General features: G+C 53.8%; 13 protein-coding genes. 8 read left to right on the top strand and 5 right to left on the bottom strand.

Translation table 11 applies throughout. The annotated features are described in order from the left end of the window. The first annotated feature begins 77 nt into the window (after positions 1–77). Positions 78–1,226, top strand: coding sequence for a phosphoribosylformylglycinamidine cyclo-ligase (gene purM, locus ACN0VM_RS00375; protein WP_417448850.1), 1,149 nt, complete (start codon positions 78–80; stop codon positions 1,224–1,226). A gap of 4 nt (positions 1,227–1,230) precedes the next feature. Then, positions 1,231–1,884, top strand: coding sequence for a phosphoribosylglycinamide formyltransferase (gene purN / locus ACN0VM_RS00370; protein ID WP_417448849.1), 654 nt, complete (start codon positions 1,231–1,233; stop codon positions 1,882–1,884). Between the two features lie 77 nt (positions 1,885–1,961). Here purN and ndk read toward each other — a convergent pair whose 3' ends face one another. Next, positions 1,962–2,384 (bottom strand): nucleoside-diphosphate kinase, encoded by a 423-nt coding sequence (ndk, locus tag ACN0VM_RS00365; protein ID WP_417448848.1) that lies wholly within the window; start codon positions 2,382–2,384, stop codon positions 1,962–1,964. Positions 2,385–2,532: 148 nt separating this feature from the next. On the opposite strand from ndk, the gene ACN0VM_RS00360 reads away from it, so the two are divergent. Together ACN0VM_RS00360 and ACN0VM_RS00355 are read left to right on the top strand one after the other, a co-directional pair. Further along, positions 2,533–4,431 (top strand): ABC-F family ATP-binding cassette domain-containing protein, encoded by a 1,899-nt coding sequence (locus ACN0VM_RS00360; RefSeq protein WP_417449025.1) that lies wholly within the window; start codon positions 2,533–2,535, stop codon positions 4,429–4,431. Positions 4,432–4,488: 57 nt separating this feature from the next. After that, complete coding sequence (locus tag ACN0VM_RS00355) at positions 4,489–5,355, top strand: DUF417 family protein (RefSeq protein WP_417448847.1); 867 nt, start codon at positions 4,489–4,491, stop codon at positions 5,353–5,355. Here ACN0VM_RS00355 and ACN0VM_RS00350 read toward each other — a convergent pair. The 4 genes from ACN0VM_RS00350 to ACN0VM_RS00335 form a co-directional block, all read right to left on the bottom strand. Continuing rightward, complete coding sequence (locus ACN0VM_RS00350) at positions 5,267–6,151, bottom strand: alpha/beta hydrolase (protein WP_417448846.1); 885 nt, start codon at positions 6,149–6,151, stop codon at positions 5,267–5,269. The two genes, ACN0VM_RS00355 and ACN0VM_RS00350, sit on opposite strands and share 89 nt — an antisense overlap. Before the next feature lie 134 nt (positions 6,152–6,285). Then, on the bottom strand, positions 6,286–6,753 hold the full coding sequence (locus ACN0VM_RS00345; protein ID WP_417448845.1) for a GNAT family N-acetyltransferase: 468 nt from the start codon (positions 6,751–6,753) through the stop codon (positions 6,286–6,288). Further along, positions 6,750–7,199 carry a DNA polymerase III subunit chi gene (locus tag ACN0VM_RS00340; protein WP_417448844.1) on the bottom strand — a complete coding sequence of 150 codons (450 nt, stop codon included), beginning with the start codon at positions 7,197–7,199 and terminating at the stop codon, positions 6,750–6,752. Before ACN0VM_RS00340 ends, ACN0VM_RS00345 begins: the two co-directional genes overlap by 4 nt. Positions 7,200–7,204: 5 nt before the next feature. Further along, positions 7,205–8,671, bottom strand: coding sequence for a leucyl aminopeptidase (locus ACN0VM_RS00335; protein WP_417448843.1), 1,467 nt, complete (start codon positions 8,669–8,671; stop codon positions 7,205–7,207). A 250-nt stretch (positions 8,672–8,921) separates the two neighbouring features. On the opposite strand from ACN0VM_RS00335, the gene ACN0VM_RS00330 reads away from it, so the two are divergent. The 4 genes from ACN0VM_RS00330 to rsmA all read left to right on the top strand — a co-directional run bounded on the left by ACN0VM_RS00330 (position 8,922) and on the right by rsmA (position 14,410). Then, on the top strand, positions 8,922–11,156 hold the full coding sequence (locus ACN0VM_RS00330; protein WP_417448842.1) for an LPS-assembly protein LptD: 2,235 nt from the start codon (positions 8,922–8,924) through the stop codon (positions 11,154–11,156). Between the two features lie 86 nt (positions 11,157–11,242). Continuing rightward, positions 11,243–12,529 carry a foldase protein PrsA gene (locus tag ACN0VM_RS00325; RefSeq protein ID WP_417448841.1) on the top strand — a complete coding sequence of 429 codons (1,287 nt, stop codon included), beginning with the start codon at positions 11,243–11,245 and terminating at the stop codon, positions 12,527–12,529. 11 nt (positions 12,530–12,540) lie between these two features. Further along, entirely contained in the window at positions 12,541–13,554 is a 1,014-nt protein-coding gene (pdxA, locus tag ACN0VM_RS00320; protein WP_417448840.1) for a 4-hydroxythreonine-4-phosphate dehydrogenase PdxA, read from the top strand. 1 nt (position 13,555) lies between these two features. Continuing rightward, the gene (gene rsmA, locus ACN0VM_RS00315) at positions 13,556–14,410 is read left to right on the top strand and encodes a 16S rRNA (adenine(1518)-N(6)/adenine(1519)-N(6))-dimethyltransferase RsmA (protein ID WP_417448839.1); all 855 of its coding nucleotides are present in this window, start codon (positions 13,556–13,558) and stop codon (positions 14,408–14,410) included. The last annotated feature ends 2 nt before the right edge of the window (positions 14,411–14,412 follow it).

The following is a 14,412-nucleotide window of genomic DNA, read 5'->3' as shown; positions in this document are numbered from 1 at the left end:
ACTCTTTCATAACCGGCGCGGCGCCCCTATAACGCCCCCTTATAGCAATTGAGCAGGCAATTGCCAGTGCTCAAAAGATGACAGCAAAATTTGCCTTATTTACGGCAGAACAGGTCTCGATCGTGGCACAAGATACTCAATCATACACATATAAACAGGCTGGCGTTGATATTGATGCCGGTGAAGCACTTGTCGAAAACATTAAACCCTTGGCGGCGTCGACACGACGCGCCGGCGCGGACGCCTCGCTTGGCGGCTTCGGCGGTCTTTTTGACCTGAAGGCCGCGGGCTTTCAGGACCCCATACTTGTCGCGGCGAATGACGGCGTTGGCACAAAGCTGAAGGTGGCTATCGACGCAGGCAAACATGATACTGTCGGCATCGACCTTGTCGCCATGTGTGTAAATGACCTGGTGGTTCAAGGCGCTGAACCGCTTCTGTTTCTGGACTATATGGCCACGGGGCACCTTGATGTGGCTCAGATGACAGAGGTTGTTGCTGGTATTGCCGAGGGCTGTCGGCAAGCAGGTTGTGCCCTGATTGGTGGCGAGACGGCTGAGATGCCGGGCATGTATCAGGACAAGGATTACGACCTTGCAGGCTTCGCGGTTGGTGCCGCTGAACGCGGTAGTATGATTGACGGTTCCACCGTCGCAGCCGGAGACGTGCTGCTGGGCCTTGCTTCCACAGGCACGCATTCAAACGGTTATTCGCTTGTCCGCCGTATCGTTTCAGACAAAGGTTTTCAGTACGCTGAAAAAGCGCCTTTTGCTGATGTGACACTGGGTGAGGCCCTGCTTGCACCGACAAAAATTTATGTCAAAAGTTGCCTTGCCACAATCGGCGAAGGTTATGTGAAGGCGCTGTCTCATATAACGGGCGGGGGCTTCCTTGAGAATGTGCCGCGCGTGCTGCCGAAGCATACCGTGGCCGAGATTGACAGTGGCGCATGGTCCATGCCGTCGGTATTTGAATGGCTGCAGCAAGAAGGTAATATAACGGCCGCTGAGATGTCGCGTACCTTCAACTGTGGTGTCGGTATGGTGGCGGTTGTTGCAAGCGAGCATGCCGAGGCTGCAAAAGCGTTGTTCGAAGCTGAAGGTGAAACAGTTTATGTTATCGGCAAAATTACCGAAGGCAACGGCTCACCCAAATGCCGGGTAACCGGAAAGGCTGATACATGGGGTGCGACCGAGGACTGGTCAGCCATTACAGCAGAAGGATAGGCTTGTGCGCAAACTACGCCTTGGAGTCATGATTTCCGGCAGCGGCACCAACCTGCAGGCGTTGATTGACGCCTGTGCGAGCGAGCATTACCCGGCAACGATTGAGGTCGTCATATCCAATCGCCCCGAAGCCAAGGGGCTTGACCGCGCTCGCGAGGCGGGCATCAAAGCTGTCTGCATTGATCATAAAAGCTATGAGGACCGCCCCACGTTCGAAGACGCCATCCATGAATGCCTCAGCGATCATAAGGTCCAACTTGTCTGTCTCGCTGGCTTTATGCGTCTGCTCGGGGCAGATTTTGTCGGACGCTGGAAAGACCGCATGATCAACATTCACCCGTCTCTCCTGCCGTCCTATAAGGGTTTGCACACACATGCTCGTGCGCTCGAAGACGGTGTGAAGTTCGCGGGCTGTACCGTTCACTATGTCCGGCCGGAAATGGACAACGGTCCAATTATCATGCAGGCGGCGATCCCTATCGCGCCCGATGAGACCGAAGAGAGCCTGATCATGAAAACCCTGAAATATGAACACCGCATGTATCCGGCAGCAGTGAAGCTTATCGCCGAAGGTAAGGTACGGGTTTCCGGCAACAAGGTTGCGGTCAAGGAAGACGTTGAATTGCCCGAGGTCGGCCTTATCAGCCCCGTGCCGTAAGGCATCAATACTTCGCAATATAAAAAGGCCGGGAAATTTCCCGGCCTTTTTCATTCTAAAGCATTAAAAGCGGCTGCTTAGCCAACAATCTCATTGCCGGCGAAGAACTGCGCGATTTCGATCGCTGCGTTTTCTTCGCTGTCGGAGCCGTGAACGGAGTTTTCACCGATTGACAGGGCAAATTCCTTACGGATTGTACCTTCAGCAGCTTCAGACGGGTTGGTGGCGCCCATCACTTCGCGGTTTTTCAGGACGGCATTTTCGCCTTCCAGAACCTGAACAACAACCGGCGCGGAGGTCATGAATTCAACCAGTTCGCCAAAGAAAGGACGCTCAGCGTGAACAGCGTAGAAAGTTTCAGCTTGCGTTTGTGTCATTTGAATACGCTTTTGCGCAACGATGCGCAGGCCAGCAGCTTCAAGTTTTGCATTAACGGCACCCGTGAGGTTGCGGTTGGTTGCATCTGGTTTAATGATTGAAAAAGTGCGTTGCACAGCCATGTGACTATCCCTTGTAAAATGGGGGTTAAACAGATTCGCGCGCCTTATAGCGGCAATTGGATACAAAGCCAAGCGTTGCGTGCGCTTTATAGCGCGGACCGTTCATGTGCCATTGCCACCTGGCGAGCTGTGTGATACTTCGCCCGCCATGCTGCATATCAACGACATCACCTACAGAATTGGCGACCGTGTGCTTTTTGACGCGGCGACAGTGCATATCCCGGCAGGCCACAAGGTCGGTTTTGTCGGCAAAAACGGCGCAGGAAAATCGACGCTGTTAAAGATGATTCTGGGAGAACTGGGCCCTGAATCGGGTGATATCAGTATTCGGCCTCGGGCACGCATTGGCCATGTGGGCCAGGAAGCACCCGGCGGACCACAAAGCCTGCTTGAGACGGTGCTGCAGTCCAACAAGGAACTGACAGCGCTTGAGGCAGAAGCCGCCACGGCCACGGACCCCATGCGCGTCGCGGAAATTCATAACAGGCTCGCGGATATCGGCGCCCACACAGCAGAAGCCCGTGCGGCAACTGTGCTTTCGGGCCTTGGTTTTGACACCGAGGCACAGGCAAGGCCCTGCTCCAGCTATTCTGGAGGATGGCGTATGCGGGTGGCGTTGGCGTGTGTGCTGTTCAACGAACCTGACCTGCTACTGCTTGATGAGCCAACCAACTATCTTGATCTCGAGGGCGTGATCTGGCTGGAAAACTTCCTGCGCAGTTATCCTTACACCGTGCTTATTGTTAGCCACGACCGCGACCTGTTGAATAAGGCTGTCACCCATATCGCACATCTGGAACAGGCGAAGCTGAACCTTTATACCGGCGGTTATGACCGGTTTGAAGAACTGCGGCGCGAGCTGATGGAGCGCCAGATGGCACTTAAAACCAAACAAGAGACTGAACGTCGCCATATTCAGGCTTTCGTTGACCGCTTCAAGGCCAAAGCCAGCAAGGCAAAACAGGCGCAAAGCCGCGTAAAAGCACTGGAACGTATGAAACCCATCGCCACCATGATGGATGAACACACGGTACCGTTCCGCTTCCCCAAGCCTGATCCGCTCTCCTCACCTCTGATCGCACTTGAAGAAGCCAGTGTGGGGTATGAGGTCGGTCATCCGATCCTCAAGAAGCTGGACCTGCGCATCGACATGGACGACCGCATCGCGCTCTTGGGTGCAAACGGTAACGGTAAGTCTACCTTTGCCAAACTTCTGGCTGACAAGTTGATGCCAATGGAAGGCAAAATGCGCAAGTCACGCGTGCTGAAGGTTGGCTATTTTGCGCAGCACCAACTGGATGAGCTGATCGCCAAGACATCACCCCTCGACCACTTGCAGAAAATGATGCCTGACGCTATTGAAGCCAAAGTTCGCGCCCGCCTTGGCTCGTTCGGCTTTGGTGCAGACAAGGCAGACAGGCCGGTCGAATCCCTGTCGGGTGGTGAAAAAGCACGGCTGATGTTCGCCATCGCCACTTTTGAGGCCCCGCAACTCATCATTCTCGATGAACCGACCAACCACCTTGATGTGGATAGCCGGGAAGCGCTTATTCACGCCATCAACGAATACGATGGCGCCGTACTGCTGATCAGCCATGATCGGCATTTGGTAGAAGCCTGTGTCGACCGTTTGTGGATTGTCGAAAAAGGCGATGTGAAGCGTTTTGAAGGTGACCTTGAGGATTACCGGCTGCATCTTTTGAAGGAACGCTCCGGCGACCGGTCGGAAAAACGTGGTCCGCGGCAGGAAAACCAGAAAAAAGCGGCACGGCAAAACGCTGCTGAACTGCGCCGCTACCTGGCGCCGCACAAACGTGCCGCCGAACGCGCAGAAGCCGCGCTTGAAAAGCTGATAGCAGAGAAGGAAAAGGTGGATGCCCGCCTCGCCGATCCGCGCCTCTATGAGCCAGGCCAGGAAGACAAGGTCGCCAAGTATTCAAAAATGGCGGGGGACCTCGCGGCGAAGATAACCGAAGCTGAAGACGCATGGATGTCCGCCGAAGAAGCGTACACAGAAGCTCAAGAGGCTGTGAACGCAGCGTCATAGGCTTGACGGAAGCTTCGCGATACGGCCTATTTCCGGCTTAAATTTAAGGGGGCTTCCTTGTTGCACATTGTAAACCGTATCCGCCCAGGCCGCACTTTCACCGAGGTTTTTGTCACACTTTCACTTGCTGTGATCCTCCTCTGGTTTGGCCTGATGAACATCTCCGGCGCTTCTGGCAATACAGTAGAACGCTGGCTTGCGGGCCATGCTTTCCTGCACAGCCTGCTGCCTTATAAACATTATATCATGTGGGGGCTTGGGGGCTTGCAAGCCCTTTCGGGCCTTTTGATCGCGCTGCATTCTGTGCCGGAGCGCCTCAAGCGCACCGCTTACTGGTTTGTCGTGTTCTATAGCGTCGGTGCACTTAGCCTGATGTTCACCAACCCGGTGTGGATTGAAAGTCTGGGCGGTTTCCCGGCCATAGGTTCAGGGCAAGGTATCATAAAATATTTCACGCTCCTTGGCTTGGCACTTTGGCGCCTTGGCTACCGCCATGCGGATACGGTGATGCTGCTGGGACTCATTCTTGTACTAGGCTGGATAGGTGGCATGAAGTTTACTGCCCCTGAAGCCGAAGGTGTTGCGCCCCTGCTCAAATCAAGCCCAGTGTTCAACTGGTGGCTGACGGTGCATTTTGATAAACAGGCTGCGTCCAACTTTATAGGTGTGGTTGAGCTTGCGACGGTGCTATTGCTGACAGGGCGCTGGTGGAACCGGACGCTTTTCACACTGGGCCTGCTGCTCACCGCCTGCACATTTGTTGTCACCCTCAGTTTCCTCATCACTTATCCATCGGCCTGGAACTCGGGATTGGGTGGCTTTCCTTATATGGCCTCTAGCGGGCTGTTTCTCTTGAAAGACCTCGCTCTGCTGGCTGCGACGCTTGTGTTAGCGTCGCGCGGCGGAGCGACCAACGGGCGTTGACATCTGCAAGCACCTCAGGCTGCAGTGCCACGTTATAGTGATCTGCGCCCTTGATGGTGAAGAATTCGTCGTCAGGTCCCAGTACTTCTTTGAGGCCCGCGCCTGAGGCAAACGGAACCACTTCATCCGAGGTGCCGTGGTAGATTACCACCTGACCAGGTGCACGTTTGAGCTTCTCGTCGCTCCGCAGTGGATAATTGGTCAGAAATTCAGGCAGAAAAGGATAGCGCCGCTCAGCCATGTCCAGAATAGACTTCATCGGGGCAAACAGCATAACCTTGCTGACACCGCGCTCGGCGGCAATGTGACTTGCGAAGGTAGTACCAAAGGAGTAGCCCACAACTCGTATATTGTCACTGCCATAGCGTGCCGTAGCCCAATCGAACCAAACTTCGGCGTCTGCCAGCAGACTTTGCTCGGAAAGGGGCCCACGGCTTTTACCAAACCCCCGATAATCCATCGAAAGTACATCGTAGCCCATATCAAGAAAAATTTTAGCAGGGCGTTCGGAACTGCCAACATTGCCAGCGTTACCTTTGTAATAAATCACCAGGTTGCGGCGGCTTGCCCCTGAGATATTAATTAACTCGTTTTTGAACAAAACGCCGTGCAGTCGGGCTTCCGAAGTATCGATGAATATCTCTTCATGCGGCAGGCTGAAACTATATTCGTAATCATCGGTCACGGGCTCAAAGTAGAACATCAACTGCTCCTGGAAAGCATATGCCGCTCCCATGATCGCCGCGTAGCCGATGAGCATGCTGCCGACAAACCATTTTACAAATCTTTTAAACACTACCGCCTCCGACGGGCCTAACCCCGAATTGCTGAAACTTTCTAAGCTTAAGGTTAGAAAGAGGCGCGTAAAAAAGCGGTAGTTTTGATTTCAAAGCGGCATAATGAAAGCATCAAAATGGTGTGTATGCGCTGTTAATCCTTAGAAGGTAGCTTCATGTAGAGCCCGGGGCTGGATATTTCCATCATCATCTCAGGTCTTTCCAGAGGCCTAAAACCAAACTGGGCATAAAGCGGATGCATATCGCAGGTGGCCAGCATCATGCGCCGCAGCCCCTGCATATCCTTGTGCGACATGATCACACTCATCAGCCAATGTCCGAGTTTCTGGCCACGACAGGAGGCATTGATATAGACATCCGCCAGATAGGCAAAGGTCGTGCGGTCAGTGATCATGCGGGCGCAGCCAACCTGCCCGCTCTCGTCATGAAACAGTCCAAAACTCAGAGAGTTTTCAAAACTGCGAACCATAAGATCAAAGGGGATATCTTTTGCCCAGTAGCTTGCTGTAAGCCAGCCATGTATGCGGTCAAAGTTGAAAAGACCGGCGTCACTCGTGATATAAAACGGCAGGTCCGGGTGACGAATTGGCGCAAGGCTCATGCCTTTTTCTCCCAGCCGCCCATCTCACGCTGTTGCCAATAGGACATCTCGGCGCCAAGTTCCTTGAAGCTTTTCCAGTCTTCCCGCGCAGCGGCAACAATGCCCTCGTCCCGACCATCAAACATATAAAGACAGCGATCATAAGCCTTGATGTCAGGGCTTTTTACAGCGTCAACAAGCACCAGTACAGTAGCAGTATTTGGGTTAACATCGCCTATAGTCAGAAAAACAGTCTGGTCTTCCGGACTTTCGCAGCCGTCAATATCATGCGGCAGAAAACTTGCGGGATCGTAGTCCCACAAGACTTTGTTCATCGTTTCCATCATGCCCTTGGCGGGCAGTTTAACAACGGCACGCAGACCAGCTTCCACCACGCGCTCCATCAACTTGGGGAGTGCTTCCTCAAGCGTCTGGCGCTGCAGGTGGTAAAACCGGATCTCCGCCACGACACCTAGCCTTCGTAATTGTCTGCGACAAAACGATCGAGCAGGCGTACGCCGTATCCGGTACCGCCCTTCTCCGATAGCGGTAGGTCTTTGTCCGACCAAACGGTGCCCGCGATATCGATATGACACCATGGCACATCATTTGTATACCGGCGCAGGAATTGCGCGGCCGTGATCGAGCCGGCCCCGCGCCCGCCGATGTTTTTCATATCCGCAACCTGACAGTCGATCAGCTTGTCGTAGTTTTTGTGTAGCGGCAGACGCCAGACCTTGTCGCCAGTTTCAAGCCCGGCCTTGCTGAGCTGATTGGCAATTTCATCATTATCGGTAAAGATGCCAGCGTGTTCGTGCCCAAGCGTCACAATGATTGCGCCTGTGAGCGTAGCAAGGTCGATCATGATTTTCGGCTTGAAGCGGTCCTGTGTGTACCAAAGAGCATCTGCAAGCACCAGGCGGCCCTCGGCGTCTGTATTCAGAATTTCAATGGTCTGGCCCGACATTGAGGTCACGACATCACCCGGGCGCTGCGCGTTGCCGCCAGGCATGTTCTCGACAAGGCCAACAACCGCGACCACATTGACCTTGGCTTTGCGGCCCGCAAGTGCCTTCATCAGGCCAACAACGGTGCCGGCGCCGCCCATGTCCCATTTCATTTGCTCCATACCCTCGCCGGGTTTGAGCGAAATGCCGCCGGTATCGAAGGTGACACCCTTGCCGACGAAGCTGATCGGTGCGTCGCCTTTTTTGCCGCCATTCCATACCATGACCGCGAGCTTGCTCTCCCGGACGGAGCCTTGCCCCACGCCCAGAAGTGCCCCCATGCCGAGTTTGGTCATTTCAGCTTCGCCCAGCACTTCAACGTCAACGCCAAGCGTTTCAAGCTCGCCGATACGTTCAGCAAAGCTTTCCGGGTGAAGGATATTTGCGGGTTCAGAGATCAGATCACGAGTGAGAAATACCCCGTCAATCACCGCCTTGCGCGCCTCAAACGTAGCAGCCGCGTCGCCTGATGCAGTTGCGATGGCTACTTTCTTGAGAGTTGGTTTTTTAGCTTCGGGCTCTTTGGTGCGGTATTTGTCAAAACGGTAGGACCGCATCAGCGCACCTTCGGCCAAGCCAACGGCATCCGCGCCCACAACATCGGCCACAATCACGGCTTCACTGCTACCAGAACCAAGAAGCGCTGCCGTAACGGCTGCACCGGTCTCGACCCAGTCTTGCGCTGACAACTTGTCCGCTTCACCGACGCCAACGAGAAGGATGCGCTCTGCCGCCACCCCGCCGGGCGCAAGCAGTTCAAGTGTCTGGCCATTGCTGCCATTAAAACGGGAAGCGCTAATGGCTTTGGACACGGCACCGCCTGCCAGACGGTCAGTCTCGGCTGCAAGACCCGTCAATGGTTTGTCTTTTTCGGCAAGAAACGCAACAGCACCCGATATGGGCAGTTCAAGTTCAGCAAACGAGATTTGCATGGGAACCCCTTTTGTTTTTGATTTTCGCCGGTATCCGAATGACCCGTGAGAGCACGGACCCGGCCTCCCCCAACCTAATGCCCCTTCTCGGACATATGTGCAAGTGGTGCTCGTGAAATCGCCACATTTTTCCTCGAATAAACGCTTCAGGTCTAAGACGAGTTTGGCGGGAATGGACGATCATCATTGCGCCGTTCACGCACAGCCGCTATCAAAGCACAAAATCAATAGTAGGACCGCGTCGGTGCTTATGAGGAATACTGTTTCGGGAAAGTCGCTTGTACTGTCGTGGCTACTGGCTACAACTGTGATCCCACGGGCTGCAGCTATGGCACAGGATGCCACAGTTGCATCTGAAAACGTTGAACTTTCTGCTGACAGTCTCGTGTATGACGCAGGCACCGGAGAAGTTCGCGCCATCGGGCGGGTATACCTGAAACGTGACGGTTACATTCTTGAGGCGGGCGAAGTTGTTTATAACGAGCGCACTGGTACAGCTGAAGCACGCGGTGCCGTCGAGCTTGAAACCCCAACAGGTGAACGCATTATTGCGCCGCGCGTAACCCTTTCAGATGCGCTCAAGGATGCATTTGTCCAGGACATTCGCCTGTTGATGACGGATGGCGCGCAGGTCGCGGCTGCAGAAGCTACCCGTGATGGCGATGGCGGGATCACCACCCTTAATCGCGCGGTATACAGCCCGTGTGAAGTGTGTGCTGACGGCAGCGGAAATGAACCTCTGTGGCAGCTTAAGGCTGTACGCGTAGTTCATGATCGCAACAAGAAGCGCCTGTACTACAAAAATGCATCACTGGAGGTGTTCGGGGTTCCGATTCTCTGGACACCATATTTTTCGCATCCTGACCCGACGATGGACCGGGCAAGCGGTCTGTTGCCACTCGATATTCAGACAGGCAAAAACCTCGGGGTCGTCGTTGGCTTACCCTATTATCACGTATTCAACAAAAGTCAGGATGCGACGATTACGCCGATCCTGACAACCAAAGAAGGTTTAGTGCTTGCCGGTGAATATCGTCATCACCTTGGCTTCGGCCAGTTTCAGATGGATGGCAGTATTACCTACACTGATGGCAGAGATGACGATGGCGCCCTGACTGGCAACAAAGAATTCAGAGGACATTTTAGTTCCGATGGATATTTCAGTCACAGCGACCACTGGCGTTCGACCTACAAAGTGAACTGGGCATCCGACGATACTTACCTTCGCCGCTATGATATTTCTGACGCAGATACTCTGGTTAGCGAATACAATCTGGAAGGCTTCTACGACCGGTCCTATATTTCCGTTCGCACCGTCGGTTTTCAGGGATTGCGGGTTGAAGACGTCTCCGGACTGACCGGGCACGCATTGCCTTTAATTGATGCCGAGTACATTCCTGATTTTCAGCCCCTTGGTGGCACCATTAGCATAAAGGGCAACGCCCTTGCGCTGCATCGTACCGACGGATTGGATACCCAACGTTTCTCGCTTTCTGCGAGTTGGGACAGACGGCTGATAACGCCCAAGGGGTTTGTCGTCGACCTGCAGGCATATGCCCGCTCGGATGCTTATAACCTGAGCGATATTGACCGGCCAGATGATCCCAGCTTTGGAGGCACCTTTGGCGCCGGAGACGGTAGTGACTGGAGAAATCTGGTGCGAGCTACGGCAACCGTTACCTGGCCACTGGTAAAATTCACCGAACACGGCAGCCATACCATCGAGCCCATCGTCGAGATCACGCTTTCCCCGCGTCGCGGTACTCCTGATAATATCGTCAATGAAGACAGCCGGGCCTTTGAATTGAACGACCTGAACCTTTTCTCGGCCGATCGCGCTTCCGGGTATGACCTGTGGGAGGAAGGAAGCCGTGTGACGTACGGCATGCAATGGCGGTATGATGGTCGTTCCTGGTCAACGGACGTGATGGTTGGCCAATCATGGCGTATTAGCGGTACGGATACAGTGTTTGCCGACGGTGCCGGACTGGAAGGCGACCTTTCGAATATCGTCGGGCGTACAAGAATTCGTTATAAAGAATGGTTTGACTTTGAGCATCGATACCGTGTCGAAGAAGATAGCCTCGCCGTACGCCGGAACGAGTTAATGGTGGCATTTCGCGGTGCCGTGGTTGGTTTGCAGGCGGGCTACCTGAAGCTCGACCGAGACATGGACATCATCACACGGGAAGATCGCGAGGAAGTAAGGGCGAGCGCCTATTACAATATTGATGAGAACTGGCGTCTGGATGGCGGCTTTACCCATCGGTTAACCGGTGCAGCCATTCAAATCCAGGATACTTTGTCTGGCGAAACTACATTGACACAAGAACATGCAGGTGGCGTAAAATACGACATTGGCGTCTCCTATATCAATGAATGCATCGAACTGGGGCTACGCTGGCGGGAAACCTTCACGCGGGACCGGGACGTCGAGCCAGGAACATCAATTATGTTCCGGCTGAAATTGAAGAATTTAGGCTAGTACGATGCTCCGAAAGCGTCTAAAAGGCTAACCATACTGCGCGCAATCGCGTTCGATTTAAAAAAAATGAGATGTAAAGTTTGGGCATGGCGAGACTATTTGAGAAAACAAAACTTCTGGTACGGAATAGCCTTATAGGCGCCACGATTGCCGCGATGGTAACCGGTGCATCTCATGCGCAGCAAACCATCAATAGTATTGAGGTGCTCGTCAATGATGAGCCTATATCCAGTTTCGACATCAACCAGCGCTTGCGTCTTGTTATTGCGGTAGCAGGCGGTGTGGAGAGTGAGCAGGAGTTTCTCAAGGTTAGAGAACAGGTTATCCGCTCGATGGTGGACGAACGCCTGCAGTTGCAGGAAGCCAAAACGGTTGAACTTATAATTCCGGAATCCGATCTGGAACAGTTCTTTGCCCGGCGCGCTCAGGGCTTGAACCAGACACCTGAGCAGCTAGAGGCCGCTTTGCAGGGCATTGGCTCCAGCAAACAAACCATGGTTGACCAAATGGAAGCCGAGATTGCCTGGTCACAGCTTGTGCAGGGTCGGCTTGGGTCCTTTGTCAGCGTCTCTGACGAAGAAGTTGAGGCTTATATTCAGCGTATCTATGACAACCGTGGAAAGTTCGAGTATCGCCTTGCCGAGATCGTCCTGATTGTTGACAGCCCGGAGCAGGAAGAAAGCGTTCGTGCAAACGCTGAAGAGCTTGTGGAGCGTATTAAAAAGGGAGCGTCCTTCCCAGACCTCGCCCAACAGCTTTCAGCGTCCTCGACTGCCGCTGTTGGTGGCGATCTGGGATGGGTAACCGCGGAAGATATGGACCCTAACTATTCCGACGCGATCCAAGATCTTGCCGTTGGCGACGTGTCATCACCTATTCGTACTCCCGGTGGCTATGTCATTCTGGCACAGCGTGATCGTCGGCGGATATTGACCGCCGACCCACTTGATACGCAGCTTACACTTCTTCAGGTTCACTTGACCGCAGAACAAGCTGAAGATAGTGATGCTGTTGCCAAGTTCCGGGCAGCTGTTGGCGACTTGCACAATCAGGAAACTAGTTGTGGTGAGGTGGCTCAATATGTTGAAGCTGCCGGCGCTGAAGGCCGTGCTGAAATTGGGAACCTGCGGCTGAGGGACCTGCAACCGGAAATTCGAAACGTAGTGATGGACGCGGAAGTTGATACTGCGAGTGAAGTTATGACCATGGATGATGGCCTCCGGGTCCTGTTTGTCTGCAGTCGCACAGAGCCGACCGTTCAGGAACCTCAGTTCGACGCAGTATATGATCAGATGGAACAACAGCGGCTTTCAATGATGGGGCGTCGCTACCTTCGTGACCTGCGCCGGGACGCTATCATCGACTACCGCTAAAAGGCCTTGTAATGAGCCGTGCAACATCCAGTCAAAACGGCTTGCCGCCCCTTGCCATCACAATGGGCGAGCCCAGCGGAGTCGGGCCTGAGCTGATCGCTCGCCTGTGGCGTGACCGTTCATCCCTTAATCTACCTGATTTTATTTATGTGGGTGCTCCTGCCGCGATATCAGCGGCGGACCCTACGATTCCCATTAGCCTGATTGCTCATCCAAGTGAAGCATCAAAGCATTTCCGTGACAGCCTTCCTGCTATGGCGTTGGATATTGCTTCAGACATTACGCTCGGTACACCGTCGCAAGCGAACGGCACCTGTACCGTGGCTTGCATTGATAAAGCGGTTGATCTCGCGCTCAAAGGCGATGTCAGTGGTGTCGTTACCGCGCCTATCCATAAAGCCGCGCTATATCAGGCCGGGTTTTCAGCACCGGGACATACAGAATACTTGGCGCGGCTATGTGGCCTTGAGGAAAACCTGTCTGTGATGATGTTGGCAACCGCAGAACTAAGGGTCATTCCTGTCACAATTCACCTTGCCCTCAAGGAAGTTGCCAAAAATCTGACAACAGATGCCATTATTCACGCGGGCATGGTGGCTGCACATGACCTGCGCCACCGCTTCGGCATAGCCAAACCACGTATCGCCATTGCGGGTTTGAACCCGCACGCAGGTGAAGGTGGCACTATGGGTATGGAGGAAGCCACGCACATTTTGCCCGCGATCTGGGCACTGCGAGACGCCGGCATCGAAGTTTCAGAACCGCAACCGGCGGATACGCTGTTTCATGCTGAAGCGCGTCAACATTATGATGTTGTTCTTTGTATGTATCATGATCAGGCCCTGATCCCCATCAAGACGCTTGATTTCTGGGGTGGTGTCAATGTCACGCTTGGCTTGCCAATTATTCGCACCTCACCTGATCACGGAACAGCGCTATCGTTGGCGGGAAAAGGCTTGGCACGCACAGATAGCATGCTTGCAGCCATTCGCCTCGCTCAGGCTATGGCTGAGAGTGAGCTATAACATGACGGATAAACTTCCCCCCCTTAGAGAGGTTATTCGTGAATTTGACCTCCGCGCCAAGAAGTCCTTTGGTCAAAACTTTCTACTCGACCTCAATCTGACACGGAAAATTGCCCGCGTAGCCGGAGACCTCAGCGACAGTGTCGTATATGAAGTTGGACCCGGGCCCGGTGGACTGACGCGTGGTTTGCTGGCAGAAGGTGCCAAACGTGTGGTCGCTGTCGAGATGGATGAGCGCTGTCTGCCTGCCCTAGAGCAGATTTCCGCAGCTTATGGCGGAGCGCTAACTGTCCATAAGGGTGACGCCCTTGAAATGGATGAACCGAGCTTACTGGGTCAGTCTGAGGGGGAGAAACTACGCATTGCATCCAATCTGCCTTATAACGTTGGCACCATGCTCTTGATTAAATGGCTAACTTTGCCTGAATGGAAACCGTGGTTTGCAAGCCTTACTTTGATGTTTCAGCGTGAAGTCGCGGAACGCATCGTCGCCAAACCCGGCAATAAAGCTTACGGAAGGTTGTCCGTGCTGGCACAATGGCGTGGCAAGGTACGTATTGCAGTCAGCGTTCCCGCTGCAGCATTTACGCCTGCACCAAAAGTAGCCAGCGCAGTCATACATTACGAGCCTTGTGAGCCGATTGATCCTTTGGTTAAACTTAAAGATCTGGAACTGGTTGTTGAGCGTGCTTTTGGCCAACGCCGTAAAATGTTGCGTGCAAGCCTTAAAAGCCTACCTGTTGACCCGTTGGCTCTTTTGTCCGCGGCAGGCATCAAGGAAACCAGCCGGGCAGAGAACCTGTCTGTCGAGGAGTTTGTTCGCCTCGCCCGCGTCTATGGCGACATGCGGACTTAAGG

The organism is Kordiimonas sp. (assembly GCF_048260245.1).
In the GTDB taxonomy this organism is placed as follows: domain Bacteria; phylum Pseudomonadota; class Alphaproteobacteria; order Sphingomonadales; family Kordiimonadaceae; genus Kordiimonas.
This window is presented reverse-complemented; position numbering and strand designations above follow the sequence as displayed.

What these genes read in the sequence shown, in the direction of transcription:
- purM (WP_417448850.1), top strand. Translation starts at nt 78, where the DNA reads ATGACAGCAAAATTTGCCTTATTTACGGCAGAACAGGTCTCGATCGTG.
- ndk (WP_417448848.1), bottom strand. Translation starts at nt 2,384, where the DNA reads ATGGCTGTGCAACGCACTTTTTCAATCATTAAACCAGATGCAACCAAC.
- ACN0VM_RS00360 (WP_417449025.1), top strand. Translation starts at nt 2,533, where the DNA reads ATGCTGCATATCAACGACATCACCTACAGAATTGGCGACCGTGTGCTT.
- ACN0VM_RS00345 (WP_417448845.1), bottom strand. Translation starts at nt 6,753, where the DNA reads ATGAGCCTTGCGCCAATTCGTCACCCGGACCTGCCGTTTTATATCACG.
- ACN0VM_RS00335 (WP_417448843.1), bottom strand. Translation starts at nt 8,671, where the DNA reads ATGCAAATCTCGTTTGCTGAACTTGAACTGCCCATATCGGGTGCTGTT.
- ACN0VM_RS00330 (WP_417448842.1), top strand. Translation starts at nt 8,922, where the DNA reads ATGAGGAATACTGTTTCGGGAAAGTCGCTTGTACTGTCGTGGCTACTG.
- ACN0VM_RS00325 (WP_417448841.1), top strand. Translation starts at nt 11,243, where the DNA reads ATGGCGAGACTATTTGAGAAAACAAAACTTCTGGTACGGAATAGCCTT.
- pdxA (WP_417448840.1), top strand. Translation starts at nt 12,541, where the DNA reads ATGAGCCGTGCAACATCCAGTCAAAACGGCTTGCCGCCCCTTGCCATC.
- rsmA (WP_417448839.1), top strand. Translation starts at nt 13,556, where the DNA reads ATGACGGATAAACTTCCCCCCCTTAGAGAGGTTATTCGTGAATTTGAC.